At 64.7% G+C, this 13,950-nt stretch carries 17 protein-coding genes; 11 read left to right on the top strand and 6 right to left on the bottom strand.

Annotated elements, in window-relative coordinates:
- The 9 genes from Q7J58_RS09895 to crcB form a co-directional block, all read left to right on the top strand.
- On the top strand, positions 1-860 hold an 860-nt coding region (locus tag Q7J58_RS09895; protein WP_304826949.1), incomplete at its 5' end, for a S1 RNA-binding domain-containing protein.
- A gap of 75 nt (positions 861-935) precedes the next feature.
- On the top strand, positions 936-1,256 hold the full coding sequence (locus tag Q7J58_RS09890; protein ID WP_304826946.1) for an integration host factor subunit beta: 321 nt from the start codon (positions 936-938) through the stop codon (positions 1,254-1,256).
- Positions 1,257-1,328: 72 nt separating this feature from the next.
- A complete protein-coding gene (locus tag Q7J58_RS09885; protein ID WP_304826944.1) occupies positions 1,329-1,613 on the top strand; it encodes a lipopolysaccharide assembly protein LapA domain-containing protein in 285 nt (94 codons plus the stop codon).
- Positions 1,603-2,748 (top strand): lipopolysaccharide assembly protein LapB, encoded by a 1,146-nt coding sequence (gene lapB, locus Q7J58_RS09880; protein ID WP_304826941.1) that lies wholly within the window; start codon positions 1,603-1,605, stop codon positions 2,746-2,748. The genes Q7J58_RS09885 and lapB overlap by 11 nt, the downstream gene beginning before the upstream one ends.
- 21 nt (positions 2,749-2,769) lie before the next feature.
- Complete coding sequence (pxpB, locus tag Q7J58_RS09875; RefSeq protein WP_304826938.1) at positions 2,770-3,531, top strand: 5-oxoprolinase subunit PxpB; 762 nt, start codon at positions 2,770-2,772, stop codon at positions 3,529-3,531.
- On the top strand, positions 3,528-4,565 hold the full coding sequence (locus Q7J58_RS09870) for a biotin-dependent carboxyltransferase family protein (protein WP_304826936.1): 1,038 nt from the start codon (positions 3,528-3,530) through the stop codon (positions 4,563-4,565). The genes pxpB and Q7J58_RS09870 overlap by 4 nt, the downstream gene beginning before the upstream one ends.
- 11 nt (positions 4,566-4,576) lie before the next feature.
- Complete coding sequence (locus Q7J58_RS09865) at positions 4,577-5,350, top strand: 5-oxoprolinase subunit PxpA (protein ID WP_304826934.1); 774 nt, start codon at positions 4,577-4,579, stop codon at positions 5,348-5,350.
- A 103-nt stretch (positions 5,351-5,453) separates the two neighbouring features.
- On the top strand, positions 5,454-6,443 hold the full coding sequence (locus Q7J58_RS09860; RefSeq protein WP_304826931.1) for a recombination-associated protein RdgC: 990 nt from the start codon (positions 5,454-5,456) through the stop codon (positions 6,441-6,443).
- Between the two features lie 40 nt (positions 6,444-6,483).
- Positions 6,484-6,867 carry a fluoride efflux transporter CrcB gene (crcB, locus tag Q7J58_RS09855; protein WP_304826928.1) on the top strand — a complete coding sequence of 128 codons (384 nt, stop codon included), beginning with the start codon at positions 6,484-6,486 and terminating at the stop codon, positions 6,865-6,867.
- A gap of 15 nt (positions 6,868-6,882) precedes the next feature.
- Here the strand turns inward: crcB and Q7J58_RS09850 are convergent, their stop codons facing one another.
- A complete protein-coding gene (locus Q7J58_RS09850) occupies positions 6,883-7,326 on the bottom strand; it encodes an OsmC family protein (RefSeq protein ID WP_304826926.1) in 444 nt (147 codons plus the stop codon).
- 214 nt (positions 7,327-7,540) lie between these two features.
- Here Q7J58_RS09850 and Q7J58_RS09845 point away from each other — a divergent pair, with 214 nt between their 5' ends.
- Together Q7J58_RS09845 and Q7J58_RS09840 are read left to right on the top strand one after the other, a co-directional pair.
- Positions 7,541-8,890, top strand: a complete 1,350-nt coding sequence (locus tag Q7J58_RS09845) for an FAD/NAD(P)-binding oxidoreductase (protein ID WP_304826923.1) — start codon at positions 7,541-7,543, stop codon at positions 8,888-8,890.
- A 17-nt stretch (positions 8,891-8,907) separates the two neighbouring features.
- Positions 8,908-9,261 (top strand): DUF5368 domain-containing protein, encoded by a 354-nt coding sequence (locus Q7J58_RS09840; RefSeq protein WP_304826920.1) that lies wholly within the window; start codon positions 8,908-8,910, stop codon positions 9,259-9,261.
- Between the two features lie 70 nt (positions 9,262-9,331).
- On the opposite strand, the gene Q7J58_RS09835 is transcribed toward Q7J58_RS09840, so the two are convergent.
- The 5 genes from Q7J58_RS09835 to Q7J58_RS09815 form a co-directional block, all read right to left on the bottom strand.
- Positions 9,332-9,631, bottom strand: a complete 300-nt coding sequence (locus Q7J58_RS09835; protein WP_304826917.1) for a hypothetical protein — start codon at positions 9,629-9,631, stop codon at positions 9,332-9,334.
- 135 nt (positions 9,632-9,766) lie between these two features.
- A complete protein-coding gene (locus tag Q7J58_RS09830; RefSeq protein WP_304826915.1) occupies positions 9,767-10,021 on the bottom strand; it encodes a MoaD/ThiS family protein in 255 nt (84 codons plus the stop codon).
- Between the two features lie 92 nt (positions 10,022-10,113).
- Entirely contained in the window at positions 10,114-11,463 is a 1,350-nt protein-coding gene (locus tag Q7J58_RS09825) for an FAD-dependent oxidoreductase (RefSeq protein WP_304826912.1), read from the bottom strand.
- An 87-nt stretch (positions 11,464-11,550) separates the two neighbouring features.
- On the bottom strand, positions 11,551-13,398 hold the full coding sequence (locus tag Q7J58_RS09820) for an aldehyde ferredoxin oxidoreductase family protein (RefSeq protein WP_304826910.1): 1,848 nt from the start codon (positions 13,396-13,398) through the stop codon (positions 11,551-11,553).
- 38 nt (positions 13,399-13,436) lie between these two features.
- Complete coding sequence (locus tag Q7J58_RS09815) at positions 13,437-13,913, bottom strand: 4Fe-4S dicluster domain-containing protein (RefSeq protein ID WP_304826907.1); 477 nt, start codon at positions 13,911-13,913, stop codon at positions 13,437-13,439.
- Positions 13,914-13,950 lie beyond the last annotated feature (37 nt).

Raw genomic sequence — 13,950 nt, 5'->3', positions numbered from 1 at the left:
CACAAAGCACCCGCATGTTCGGCAAGATCACCAACATCGCCGACTACGGCGCATTTGTTGAACTGGAGCCAGGCATCGAAGGTCTGGTGCACGTGTCCGAAATGGACTGGACCAACAAGAACGTGGCCCCGTCCAAGCTGGTGTCGCTGGGCGACGAAGTCGAAGTCATGGTGCTCGACATCGACGAAGACAAGCGCCGCATCTCCCTGGGCATGAAGCAGTGCCGCGCCAACCCATGGCACGAGTTTGCCGAGCAGACCAAGCGCGGTGACCGCGTCAAGGGCCCGATCAAGTCGATCACCGACTTCGGCGTGTTCGTCGGTCTGGCCGCTGGCATCGACGGTCTGGTTCACCTGTCCGACCTGTCCTGGAACGAAACCGGCGAAGCCGCCGTGCGCAATTTCAAGAAGGGCCAGGAAGTGGAAGCCATCGTGCTGGCCATCGACGTGGAACGCGAGCGCATCTCCCTGGGCATCAAGCAGCTCGACGGCGACCCGTTCACCACCTTCGTGTCGGTGAACGACAAGGGCTCCGTGGTGACCGGCAAGGTCAAGACCGTGGACGCCAAGGGCGCTGAAATCGACCTGGGTGAAGACGTTCTGGGTTACCTGCGCGCCTCCGAAATCAGCCGTGACCGCGTGGAAGACGCGCGCAACGTGCTGAAAGAAGGCGACGAAGTCACCACCGTGGTGGTGAACATCGACCGCAAGACCCGCAACATCCAGTTGTCGATCAAAGCGAAAGACATGGCCGACCAGAACGAAGCCATGGCCACGCTGAGCCAGCAGTCTTCACGCGAAAACGCCGGCACCACCAGCCTGGGTGCCCTGCTGCGCGCCAAGCTCGACAGCAACAACTGAACCGACTGAACTTGGGTGGGTGCGCAAGCATCCACCCACTTCAGCCCAACAGCCTGATCGAGTTTTTTTCCAAATATGACCCGAAGCGACCTCGTTGAAGCCTTGGCTGGCCGTTTTGGCCAACTCACCCACCGCGATGCGGAATTCGCCGTCAAGACGATTCTCGACGCGATGGGCGACGCACTCGTCAAGGGCCACCGGATCGAAATTCGGGGTTTTGGCAGCTTTTCAGTCAACCGCCGCTCACCCCGCATCGGACGCAATCCGCGTTCGGGCGAGAGCGTCATGATTCCTGAAAAACGTGTACCGCATTTCAAGCCAGGCAAAGCCCTGCGCGAGCAGGTAGACGCGAAAACTGCTGAGATACTGGGACGCGAACCCCAAGAGCCTGCATGAAGGCAACCGGCCTGTACAGCGACCTGCTCGCTACAATCAATCCTCCACAAAGGGGATGATTTGAAATACCTGATGTGGCTGCTCAACGCAGCCATTTTTTTTGTTCTGTTCGCCTTCGCGCTGAACAACCAGGAACCCGTCACGCTGCGCCTGTTTTTCGGGGCCAGCTGGCAAGCGCCACTGGTCCTTGTTTTGCTGATGGTCTTGGTGTTAGGCGTTTTTATGGGTGTGGCCGTCATGCTGCCCCTGTGGCTGCGGGCCAAAAAGGCCCGGCAGCGGCACGCCGCTACCGGTACCACCTCAGACACCGATTCCACCCTGATGAGCAGCCTGAACGACCCACGACATGGACTTTGACCTGACCTGGCTGCTCTGGGGTCTGCCACTGGCGTTCACCCTGGGCTGGGGTGCCTCCCGGCTGGATCTGCGCCAATGGCGCATAGAGAGCCGACAGGCACCCAAGGCCTACTTTCGCGGTCTCAACCACCTGCTCAATGAGCAGCAGGACCAGGCCATTGACGCCTTCATTGAAGCCGTGCAAGGTGACCCTGATACCGCCGAACTGCACTTTGCCTTGGGCAATCTGTTTCGCCGTCGCGGCGACTACGACCGCGCCGTGCGGGTACACGAACACCTGCTGGCCCGCGCCGACCTCAGCCGCAAAGACCGGGATCGCGCACAGCACGCCCTGGCTTTGGATTTCTTGAAAGCGGGGCTGCTGGACCGGGCAGAAACCGCCCTGCACAAACTCGAACGTTCTGCCTTTGAAGGCGAAGCCCTGCTGGCCCTGCTGGCCATCTACGAACGCTCGCGCGACTGGCCGCAAGCCAAACGCGTCGCGCAACGGCTCGAAACTGCTGGGCAAGGCAGCTTCACCACCCGTTTGGCGCACTACCTGTGCGAAGAGGCGGAACAGGCGCAGCGCAGCGGCAACACCACATTGGCGGCACAGTTGCTGGGCGACGCTGTGAAAAAAGCCCCTCAACTGGCTCGGGGGTGGATGGCGCTGTCTGGCCTGAAGCTCCGTACCGGCGAGCCCACGGCCGCATTTGATGCCCTCGTTCAGCTCAGCCAACAAGCCCCACAGGGTATGCCTCTGGCGGCTCGCGCATTGGCCGACCTCGGCCAGCAAACCGATCGAAAAACCCAGGCATTGACGCTGCTGCAGGCGTGCAACGACCGGGCACCTTCGCTGGACGTGACCGAAGCACTGGCCAGCCTGAGTACAGATCCGCAAACGGCCCGCTCCCGCTACCTCAGTCACCTGGAGCGCGAGCCCTCGCTTGTGATCGCCACCCAGTGGCTCTCTGAAGAAACCCTTTCATCGCCAGAGGCGAAAGTCCGCGTTCAGGCGGCGCTGGAACTGGCCACCGCACCGCTCAAGCGCTACCGCTGCGCGGCTTGTGGGTTTGAAGCACGCCAGCATTTCTGGCAGTGCCCGGGTTGTCAGGCTTGGGACAGTTACCCGGCCCGCCGCGTCGAAGAGCTGTAGCAAACTGCAGCCACTGCCACCGTGGCCAAACCGTCTGGACCTGAACCCCGTCTCCTCGCCCTCGGCGACAGCGCCTGGACGCTGGAGTTCGGCAGCACCATCCACCCGGCCATCAACGCCCGCGTGATGGGCCTGGCCAATCTGATCGCACAGATTCGATCCACGGACCAGATCCTGTCGTGTGTGACCGATGTGGTGCCCACTTTCCGCTCGTTGACGGTGCACTTCGACCCTAGGGAGGCCGACGCCACCGCGCTGGGCGAGCGCCTGCTGGCTCTGACGCAGGAAGCTCCCCAGGACGTGCGGCAGGGGCGTCTCTGGCACCTTCCCGTTTGTTTCGATGTCGACTTGTCGCCCGACCTCGCCCGGCTGGCTGAGGCCAAAGGGCTGACGACCGATGCGGTGATTCAGCGTCTGTTGGCGGCCACTTTTCGGGTATACATGCTGGGCTTTCAGCCCGGCTTCCCTTACATGGGCGGTGTGCCAACCGCGCTGCACATGCCCCGCCTGCCCGCACCGCGCCAGAAGGTCGCGGCGCAATCTGTGGCCGTAGCGGGCGAAATGTGCTGCATCTACCCCTGGGAAAGCCCCGGCGGCTGGAATCTGATCGGGCGCACGCCGGTGGTGCTGTTCGACCTGCACCACGCCGACCAACCGGCCATGCTCGCCGCGGGCGATGAGGTGCGCTGGTACGCCGTGGACCGAGAAGCACACGATGCCCTCACCACCGAGATCGCCCAGGGCCTGCCGCGCGAAGCCTTTCTGCAAGCGCCCCCACCATGAGCAGTGTGCTCGAGATCGTGCAACCCGGCATCGGCACCACCGTGCAAGACGGTGGTCGGGTCGGCCACCGGCACCAGGGTATGCCGCTCGCCGGCTGGCTCGACGCGCCCTTGGCGCAAGCCGCCAACGCGCTGCTGGGCAACCGCCTGGACGCGGCCGTGCTGGAGCTGCGCGGCATGGGCACGGTGTTGCGCGTCCCATCGGGCCCCGTGCGCGTGGCGCTGGCGGGCCGTATCGGCGCAGTCTGCCTGCGCCGCGACGGCAGCCGCAGCGTCCTGCCCGCCTGGCACAGCGCCACCTTGTTGGAAGGCGACTTGCTGCGGCTGGGAGCGGCCGAGAGCGGCTGCGCTTACCTCGCCGTGGCCGGCGGCCTGCTGCTGCAACCCCAGCTGGGCAGCCGTTCCAGTTACTGGCGCGCAGGACTGGCGGGCGTGCTGGGCCACGCCTTTCGCCCGGGCGACCTGCTGCTCTGCGGACCGTGGAGCGTGGCCGACCCCAGGGAGTGGCGCAGCCGCTCGCCCTGGAGCCACCACGAAGGCCCGGTGCGGGTGCTGCTCGGTCCGCAGCAAGACCATTTCACGGCGGACGCCATCGCGCAGTTGCTGAGCCAGGACTGGGAAGCCACCGCTGCGCAGGACCGCATGGGGCTGCGGTTTGCGGGCCAGCCGCTGGCGCACGTCAACGCGGCGGCGGCCGACATCGTGTCCGACGGCGTGGCCCCTGGCGCCATCCAGGTGCCTGCCAATGGCCAACCCATCGTGTTGCTGGCCGACGGCCAGACCGTGGGTGGTTACCCCAAAATAGCGACCGTGATCAGTGCCGACCTGCCCCGGCTGGCGCACCTGCGACCCGGCGCACACGTGCGCTTTGAGAGCGTCACCCTGGACACGGCGCACCGCGCACGGCAGGACGAGCGCGACCGCTGGCAACGCTGGCTCACCAGCCGCGAGACCTACCTGCCGCCCGGTACCGTGGACGAAGCCGCTCTGTACGGCGCCAATCTGATCAGTGGCGTGTTGAACGCCACCCTCTGACAAGGAGCCCCATGACGCAACCCACCATCAACCTCAACGCCGACCTGGGTGAAAGCTTCGGCGCCTGGCGCATGGGCGACGACGCGGCGCTGCTGCAGGTGATTGGCAGCGCCAACATCGCCTGCGGCTTTCACGCGGGCGACCCGGTGGTGATGCGCGACACGGTGCGCCTCGCGCTGGCCAACGGCGTGAGCCTGGGCGCGCACCCGGCATTCCCCGACCTGCAAGGCTTCGGGCGGCGCGCCATGCAGCTGTCGGCGAAAGAACTGGAAGCCACCATCCTCTACCAGGTGGGTGCGCTGCAAGCCATGGCCGCGGCCGAAGGTGGCCGGGTGACGCATGTCAAGCCGCACGGCGCGTTGAACAACATCGCCTGCGCCGACGCCACCGTGGCCGCCACCGTGGCGCGCACCGTGCGGGCGCTGGACCGCGAGCTCATGCTGCTGGCGCCCGCGCTGTCGGCACTGGAGGCCGCAGGCGTTGCCGCAGGCCTGCGCGTGGGCCGCGAGGTGTTTGCCGACCGCACCTACCAGGCCGACGGCCAGCTCACGCCGCGCGCACAGCCCGGCGCGGTGCTGCACGGCGCCCAAGCCTGCGTGCAGCACGTGCTGCGCATGCTCGACGCCCAAGGCATCGTCACCGCCGACGGCCAGCATCTGCCCACCCGCATCGACAGCATCTGCGTGCACGGCGACGGGCCCGACGCCGTGGCCTGCGCTCAGCAGCTGCGGCTGGCGCTGGAAGCGGCGGGCTACCGGCTGGCTCCGCTGAACGCGCTGGCCTGAACACCACTGGCAGCCCGTGTGCCGCATGAGCGCCTCGGCAGGCTGGGTATCATCAGACCCAAGGCCACGCAATGCCGCGTGAGCCACTGATGGAAAGAGTGCTGTGTTCAAGAATGTGACGATCTACCGCATCGCGCCCGGCTGGGACGTGACGCTGGAAGCGATGGAAGCCGCGCTGGACGCGGCGCGTTTTGTGCCCTGCGGAGCTTCGCAAGACAAGTCGGTGGGCTGGGTGGAACCCCGCGGCGAGCCGCATGGCCCGCTGGTGGAGTCTGTGGCTGGGCAACGCATTTTGAAACTGATGATCGAGACCAAAAGCGTGCCGGGCTCGGTGGTGCGCGAAAAGGCGCAAGAAGAAGCCGACCACATAGAAGCCGCCACCGGCCGCAAACCCGGCAAAAAAGAGACCAAGGCGCTGCGCGAAGACGCGCTGCTGGCGCTGCTGCCCCAGGCCTTTCCACGCCGGGGCGCCACCTGGGTATGGATCGACCTGGCCAACGGCTGGCTGGTGACCGACGCCAGCAGTCAGGGCAAGCTCGACGAGCTGGTGACGGCCCTGGTCAACGCGTTCAGCGACCTGAGCGTGACGCTGCTGCAAACCCAGGTAACGCCGCAGACCGCCATGACGCAGTGGCTGTCGGCCACTTCGCCCGACGAATGGCCGGGCGGGTTCAGCGTGGAACGCGAGTGCGAACTGAAATCGGGCGACGAGGAAAAGAGCGTGGTGAAGTTCACACGCCACAACCTGGCCACCGACGAGGTGCGCCAGCACATCACCGAGGGCAAACTGCCCACGCGCCTGGCCATGAGCTGGGAAGGCCGCATTGGCTTCGTGCTGACCGAATCGCTGCAGCTGAAAAAACTGGCGTTTCTGGAAGGTGTGTTTGACGACCGGGCCAGCAGCGACGACAGCGGTTTTGACACCGACGTGGCGCTGACCACAGGCGAACTCACCCAGCTGATCCCCGCGCTGATTGACGCGCTGGGCGGTGAAATGGCCTTTGGCGCGGCGCCCGCCGATGCGCCAACAGCGACCAGCAGCGGTCACGCCGCCGTGACAGCCGTCGGCGACGACGGCGACCCACCGTTCTGACCTGACACCAACCAACTCCCCCTGACACCGCACCCAAGCCATGCACAGCGTGATTGCCATTTGCCTGGGCGCCTGCGTGGGCGCACTCGCCCGCTGGCGCCTGAGCCTGTGGCTCAACCAGGGCTCCGCCCTGCTGCCCTGGGGTACGCTGGCGGCCAACTGGGTGGGCGCCTACCTGGTGGGCTTTGCGGTGGTGGTGTTTCAAAGCCAGACCCAGCTGGACCCGGCCTGGCGCCTCGCCATCGTCACCGGCCTGTTGGGCGCGCTCACCACGTTTTCCACTTTTTCGGTGGAGGTGGTCAGCATGCTGCAGCACGGCCGCTGGCTGCTCGCAGTCAGCACCACCAGCCTGCACCTGCTGGGCTCGCTGCTGCTCACCTGGGCCGGTATGCGCACCGCCAGCCTGTGGTTCAGCGCGACCTGATGCGGCGCAACCGAATCACTTCAGCACGGCGCCGGTGGCGTCCTGCACCTGCACGTGAATGGCAATGCCCTGGCGCACGCTCATGGACACGGTGCAAAACGCTTCAAACTGGGCCAGCACGCGCTCCAGATGCTCCAGCTCGGCCGCAGGCCGGCCCAGCTCCAGCCTGACGTGGATGCCCACGATGCGCAGGCGCTTGTCGGCGTCGCGGCCCATTTCGGGCGTGGCCGTGGCCTTGAGCTCGCCCGGGTCTTGTTTGAACTTCTGCAGCGCAAACACCAGGCTGGCACTCAGGCAGTTGGCCACGGCCGCCAGCAGCATGTGGCTGGGCGCCGGCCCGCTGCCCTGCCCCAGCGGCTCGGGCTCGTCGGCCAGCATCGTGGCGATGTTGGGGCCGAAATCCACCAGAAACTGGTAACCCGATTGCCGGGTGATGGTGACGATGGCTTGCTCGCTCATGGAAACTCCTGTGGGTGAAAAGACAGGTCATTGACCCGCCTCAATAGGGTAAAACAGACCAGGGACACCATGGAACATTGATCAATATCAAGGTTCTTCGACGGCATCTGAACCTATAGTAACAAACCCCCAGGGGTATGCTCACAGATATCAGAGACCCCAAGCCCAAACGCTGGGCAACCGGCTCACAGGTTCCACCTAACAGGAGACAAACATGCCCCCAGAATCCCCCAAGGCCACGATGCCACTGCTGCCCGAGCCAGCCAGGCGGCGCTTTCTCTCGGGTCTCGCTGCGCTGCCACTGGCCGCCGCGGTGGCACAGACCAGCACGGCAGCCCAGGCCAACACGGTGAAAACCAGCGCCCGCATCGTGATTGCCGGCGGCGGTGCGGCGGGCCTCACAGCGGCGTCTCGCCTGGCGGCTGCGTTGCAGGGCGCCAGCATCACCGTGGTGGATTCGCGCAAGGAACATTATTACCAACCGGGTTTCACCCTGGTGGCCGCCGGCATCAAGCCGCAAGACTATGTGACCTCGCCAACCAGCAGCTACATCCCCAAAGGCGTGGAATGGGTGAACGAGCGCGTGGCCGAAATCGACCCTGAGGGCAACAAAGTGGTCACCGAGAGCGGCAAGGCGGTGCCCTACGACTTCCTGATCGTGGCCACTGGGCTGGAGCTGCACTACGCAGGCATCGCAGGCATGGACACGGCGCGCATTGGGCAAAACGGTCTGGGCAGCATCTACCACAGCCCGCAAGCTGCTTCGGCCACCTGGCAGGCCCTGAGCCAGTTTGCCGACACCGGTGGCGTGGGCCTGTTTGGCCGCCCGGCGGGTGAAATGAAATGCGCCGGCGCACCGCTGAAGTACACCTTTATTTCAGACGACCACCTGCGCCGCCGGGGCAACCGCGGCAAGGCCGAGCTGATCTACATGGCCCAGAGCAAGTCGCTGTTTGGCGTGCCCATCGTGGCTGAAAAGGTGCGCATGCTGTTTCAGGACCGTGGGGTCAAGGTCAACCACGAACATGTGCTCCAGTCCATCGACCTGGACAAGCGCCTGGCCACCTACAAAACCCCCACCGGAACGGCCGAGCAGGCTTACGACTTCATCAATGTGGTACCGCCCATGCGGGCCCCTGAAGCGGTGCGCAACAGCCCGCTGCCGTGGACCGAAGGCCCTTTTGCCGCCGACGGATGGATGGAAGTGGACCGCGACACCCTGCGCCACAAGCGCTACCCGAATGTGTTCGGCGTGGGCGACATTGCGGGCGTGCCCAAAGGCAAAACAGCGGCCAGCGTGAAATGGCAGGTGCCCGTGGCCATTGACCACCTGATCGGTGACATCACCGGCAAGGCCTCCACCGAGGTCTACAACGGCTACACCTCGTGCCCACTGATCACGCGCCTGGGCCAGGCCATGCTGATCGAGTTTGACTACAAGGACAACCTCATCATGTCGTTCCCCGGCGTCATTGCGCCGCTGGAAGAACTGTGGATCAGCTGGGTCATGAAGACCATGGCGCTCAAACCCACCTACATCAGCATGCTGCGCGGCCGCGCCTGACCCCCAAGGAGACCCCCATGAAAGAACTTGACCCGCTGGTTTTCCTGTCCGTTTTTCAAGAAATGCTCGGCTTCTGGCTGTGGATCATGCTGGCCGCTGCGGTGGTGGGCGTGGTGGCGTTTGTCGCCTTGCTGGTGCGCGAGCGCGGCCTGGTATCGCGCCGCCTGGTGCTGTCCGAGGTGCTGGGCATCTTCGGCGGTGCCGTGGCGCTGGTGATCATGGCCAAAGTGTCTTCGTCGGGCTTCACCGACGCGGGCGGCCCGGCCGACTGGTTCCTGATTGCGCTGGTGTATGGCGTGGGCCTGGTGGCCACGGTGGTGCTGGCCTACACGGTGCTGGGCTGGATGTCACCGAGGCGCCCGGCTCACTGAGCTTGAAATCCGCATCAAGAAACCACAAGCGGCTTGGTGTGCCCCTTGCGGCTTTTTTGCGCCCGGGTGGTCAGCCGCCGCCGCGCTGCATGTACAGGTCAAACCGCTTCATGAAGACATAGCGCTGGGCACTGTCCAACCCGCTGAACGCGAAACCCACACGCAACACGGGCATGCGCATGAGCGCGATCACACGGGGCGGCATGGGCTGCCAGCGCAGCTGCAAGGCGCCGGGTGCAATGCTCACTCGGGCCGACTGCCCATCCTGCTGCCAGGCGCAGCTGCCAATGGCAGCGGGCAGCCAGCCCAGCCACTCGGCTTCGGTGCAACCCATGTCGCGCTCAAACGTTTCGGCGTAGTGGGATTGCATGTCACTGGCTCCGAAACCGTGTCGTCGCGACGACACGCATGCATGGGGCACCGTCAAGGACACCGCCGGGCTGGCTTTGCCAGACGGCTGGTGTCGCCCCCTTGAGGGGGTCGCGCGCAGCGCGGCGGGGGTGATTCATCCCCCGGCAATGGGTGGCCAGATGGCCAACACATCGCCGTCCACCAGCGTCGCCGTCATGCGCTTTTCGGGCTCAATGTACTTGCCGTTCACCAGCACCAGGTGCACCAGCTTGGGTGGCAAGCCAAAAGGCTCGATGATTTTGCTGATGGGCGATGCCGGGTCAATGTCCAGCAACACCTGGTTGCTGCGCCGGGCCTCGGCGGGCAAATAGTCGGTGAGCGTTGCAAACAGTTTGAACGTGATTTTCATGGAAGCCATTTTCTTCGGTCAACCCAATGCCGGGGCAACACCCACCGCAAGACCGCACACCGTGCCATGGCACAGCGGCGCGCGGGGAACGGTCAGCGCCGGCGTTCGTCGGCGGCACCGCTCCAGTGCCCCTGACCCTGCGCACTGGCCAGGTAGGCGTCCATCAGCCGGGTCGGGTCGTGCATGAGTTTGTCTTTCCACTCGCCCAGGCGCACCTGGCCTTCCACCAGCCCGCGCATCACGCCCACGTGGTCGGTCCAGCCCACCGAATTGCAGCCCACCATCACGTCGTCCTTGAACTGCAGGCTCAGGTGGCGGCCCGACGTGGGGTCGGTCAGCTCGGCATGTTCGCCACCGGGCACACCCTCCCAGTTGCCGAAGCTGGTGGAAATCATGCCCAGCGTGTCCAGCACGTTGATCTGCGTCACGCCTTTGAGCTCGGCTTTTTGCCCCACCATGTTGAGCGCGGCCACGCGGGCCTGTTCGGCGGCGTTGGGCTGGATGGCACTGACGATGGTTTTGCCGCTCACCTTGTCGAAGGCCTCGGCGCAGTCGCCCGCCGCGTAAATGCCGGGCACATTGGTTTGCAGGGTTTCGTCGGTCAGCACACCCACCAGGCAGCGCACACCGCTGTTTTCCAGGAAACCGATATTGGGCTTGACGCCGGTGGCACTGATGACCAGATCGGCCTCCAGCTGCTCACCGGTTGACAGGCGCACGCGCATCGTGCCGCTGGCTTTTCCGGTCGAACCTATGCCGACCATTTCAGCGATCTTGCCCAGCAGACCGGGCTCGGCACCGCTGTCGCGCTCAATGGATTCGACCCGCGCACCGGTGTACACCTTCACCCCTTTTTTCCCACACCAGTCCTTGATCATGCCGCCCGCCGTGGGGCCCATCATGCGCGGCACCATGCGGTCGCCCATTTCCACCACCGACAGGTCCACCCCGCGCTGCTGCAGGGCTTCCATGATGATGCAGCCGATGAAGCCTGCGCCCATCTGCAGCACCTTGGCACCGGGCTGTGCCAGGCGGGCAATGGCGCGGGCATCGGCCAGCGTCCAGCAGCTGTGCACGCCGGGACCATCGATGCCGGGAATGGGGGGCGTGGCGGGCGATGAACCGGTGGCGATCAACAGCTTGTCAAAGCCCAGGATGTTGCCGTCGCTCAGCTCCAGCGTGCGCTGGTCAGCGTTCAGCACTTTGGCACGCACACCGCGCAACACAGTGATGTTCAGCGCCGCGAAATGGCCTGGGGTGTGGCGCAGGTGCGTGCCGGGCTCACCCACCTTGCCGATGAGCAAATAGGGAATGGCCATGCGCGAATACGGCGCTTCGTTTTCATCACCGATAACGGTGATCGTGTCGTGGGGCGTGTGCTTGCGAATGGTTTCGGCTGCAATGACACCGGCCGGGCCGGCGCCGAGGATGACGTGGTGCATCTGGTTCTCCTGCGAAACAAAAAGGGGCAGCTGTTTTGGCTGCCCCCGCTGTGTTGACGGACCGCGGCGGCGACCCGGAAACCGATCTTAGAGGCTCAAACGAGCCTTGGTCTCGGCGGTCGGACGGCCTTCGGTGTCCCAGCCGCGCGCGGCGTAGTACTTGGGCAGCATCTCGGGCAGCTTGCTGACCATGCCTTTGGAGGCACCGGTCTTGGCCGCTTCGGTCAGCAGGCGCTTGGGCAGGTTGTCGTCCTTGGCGGTGAAGCCGGCGGCGTTGTTGAATTCGCGCTCCATGTTCCAGATGCGCTCACCGATCTTCTCCAGCTCTTCGGTGGTGAACTCTTCGTTACACGCGGCCTGCAGCTGCGGTGCCAGATCGGCCACGCCCCAGGCAAAGGTGGTGAACACGCACAGGCCCGACGAGTCGAACGCGGCGGTGGCGTCCTGGAACGCTTTCACCAGCTCGGGTTTGCCTTCGCTCTCGACCGGATCGGTCTTGACCGGGATACCCAGCACTTCCGACGCGATGGTGTAGCCACGCAGGTGGCAGGCGCCGCGGTTGCTGGTGGCGTAGGCCAGGCCAATGCCCTGGATGGCGCGACCGTCGTAGGCCGGGAATTCCTGGCCCTTCACGCTCATGGACAGATCGGGGTGGCCGTACTTTTCGGTCAGGCGCTTGGAACCCATGCCGATTTCCTTGCCGAAGCCTTCGCCCTTGGCGGTGATCTCGGCGAAGTGGGCCAGCGCTTGCGCCGATCCGAACTTGGCGTCGATGCCCAGTTGCTCTGCCGTCAGCACACCCATTTCATACAGTTCCATGACCGCGCCCACGGTGGCGCCGAAGCTGATCGGGTCAAAACCTTCTTCGTTGCACAGCATGTTGGCGTATTGCAGCGCTTCCAGATCGTTCACACCGTTGGCCGCGCCCAGCGCCCAGGCCGCTTCGTATTCCAGGCCACCGTTGGCGCCCCAGTACTGCGGCTTGTTGGCCACGGTGAAGTGGCCCTCGTCCATCTTGCTGATGCGCCCACAGGCGATGGTGCAGCCGAAACAGGCCTGGTTGGTCACCAGGTGCTTCTTGCCGTCGCTCTCGCGCGGTGTGGCCATGGCTTCGGCGGAGATGTCTTTGGCGCCTTCGAACTGCACATCGCGGTGGTTGCGCGTGGGCAGCGCGCCCATTTCGTTGATCACGTTCATCAGCACCTGGGTGCCGTAGGCCGGCAGGCCCTGGCCGGTGACCGCGTTGTCGGCCAGGATCTTCTTCTTTTCGAAGGTGGTCTTCATGAAAGCCTTCGGGTCGCGGATGTTGCCCACGCCCTTGGTGCCGCGCACGGCAATCGCCTTCAGGTTCTTGCTGCCCATCACAGCGCCCACACCCGAGCGGCCGGCGGCGCGGTGCAGATCGTTCACCACGGCCGCGTACAACACGCCGTTTTCACCGGCCTTGCCGATGCTGGAGACGCGCACCAGCGGGTCTTGCAGACTGGACTTGAGGATTTCCTCGGTCTTCCAGACGCTCTGGCCCCAGAGGTGGCTGGCGTCGCGCAGCTCGACGTCGTCGTCGTTGATGTACAGGTACACCGGCTTTTCCGAGCGGCCTTCGAAGATGACCATGTCCCAGCCGGCCATCTTGAACTCGGCGCCCCAGTAGCCACCCGAGTTGGAGCAGGCAATGGCGCCGGTCAGCGGACCCTTGGTGATGACGGTGTAACGGCCCCCGGTGGAGGCCATGGTGCCGGTCAACGGGCCGGTGGCCCAGATGATCTTGTTGTCGGGCGACAGCGGGTCCACTTTGGGATCGACCTCGCTGATGAGGTATTTGCTGCCCAGCCCGCGCGAACCGATGTAGGCACGCGCCCACGCCATGTTCAGCGGTTCGGATTTCACGGTGCCTTCGGTCAGGTTGACACGAAGGATTTTTCCAGCCCATGACATAGTGAGTCTCCTGTGAGTGTGTGGGTCGAGCGGCAGGCTCAGGCTGCCGAGGGCTGGTTGCCCAGCTTGTCGGCCCACTGTTTCATTTTGTCGATGCCGGTCCAGTTGGCATCGATGAAGGTGATGGCGCTGGTGGGGCAGGCCTCGACGCAGGCCGGGTCGCCACCGCACAGGTCGCATTTCTGTACCTTGCCGGTTTCCTGCACGTAGTTGATGGTGCCGAACGGGCAGGCGATGGTGCAGACCTTGCAGCCCACGCAGGTGGTTTCGTTCACCACCTTGGCGCCAGTCACCTTGTCCACCGTGATGGCTTCGACCGGGCACGCGTGCAGGCACCAGGCTTCGTCGCACTGGGTACAGGTGTAGGGCACCTTCTTGCCAGTATGGTGAAAGTCAAACACCTTGATGCGGGATTTCGACGTGGCGTAGGTGCCGTAGTTCTCGAAAGAACAGGCCATTTCGCACTGCAAGCATCCGGTGCATTTGTCCGGGTTGATGTGCAGGACTTTCTGCATGTGAGGTCTCCTGGTGGGTAGCGGCGCTGCTGGTGCA

Origin of the sequence: Hydrogenophaga sp., assembly GCF_030656115.1 — a bacterium.
Taxonomy (GTDB): Bacteria; Pseudomonadota; Gammaproteobacteria; order Burkholderiales; family Burkholderiaceae_C; genus Hydrogenophaga.
Note: the sequence above shows the minus strand (reverse complement) of the source record. Positions and strands in the feature narration are given on the sequence as shown.

Coding starts and splice junctions, on each gene's coding strand:
- Q7J58_RS09835 (WP_304826917.1), bottom strand. CDS start 9,631: ATGCAATCCCACTACGCCGAAACGTTTGAGCGCGACATGGGTTGCACC.
- Q7J58_RS09865 (WP_304826934.1), top strand. CDS start 4,577: ATGACGCAACCCACCATCAACCTCAACGCCGACCTGGGTGAAAGCTTC.
- Q7J58_RS09850 (WP_304826926.1), bottom strand. CDS start 7,326: ATGAGCGAGCAAGCCATCGTCACCATCACCCGGCAATCGGGTTACCAG.
- Q7J58_RS09845 (WP_304826923.1), top strand. CDS start 7,541: ATGCCCCCAGAATCCCCCAAGGCCACGATGCCACTGCTGCCCGAGCCA.
- Q7J58_RS09820 (WP_304826910.1), bottom strand. CDS start 13,398: ATGTCATGGGCTGGAAAAATCCTTCGTGTCAACCTGACCGAAGGCACC.
- Q7J58_RS09825 (WP_304826912.1), bottom strand. CDS start 11,463: ATGCACCACGTCATCCTCGGCGCCGGCCCGGCCGGTGTCATTGCAGCC.
- Q7J58_RS09815 (WP_304826907.1), bottom strand. CDS start 13,913: ATGCAGAAAGTCCTGCACATCAACCCGGACAAATGCACCGGATGCTTG.
- lapB (WP_304826941.1), top strand. CDS start 1,603: ATGGACTTTGACCTGACCTGGCTGCTCTGGGGTCTGCCACTGGCGTTC.
- Q7J58_RS09885 (WP_304826944.1), top strand. CDS start 1,329: ATGTGGCTGCTCAACGCAGCCATTTTTTTTGTTCTGTTCGCCTTCGCG.
- Q7J58_RS09840 (WP_304826920.1), top strand. CDS start 8,908: ATGAAAGAACTTGACCCGCTGGTTTTCCTGTCCGTTTTTCAAGAAATG.
- Q7J58_RS09890 (WP_304826946.1), top strand. CDS start 936: ATGACCCGAAGCGACCTCGTTGAAGCCTTGGCTGGCCGTTTTGGCCAA.
- crcB (WP_304826928.1), top strand. CDS start 6,484: ATGCACAGCGTGATTGCCATTTGCCTGGGCGCCTGCGTGGGCGCACTC.
- Q7J58_RS09870 (WP_304826936.1), top strand. CDS start 3,528: ATGAGCAGTGTGCTCGAGATCGTGCAACCCGGCATCGGCACCACCGTG.
- Q7J58_RS09830 (WP_304826915.1), bottom strand. CDS start 10,021: ATGAAAATCACGTTCAAACTGTTTGCAACGCTCACCGACTATTTGCCC.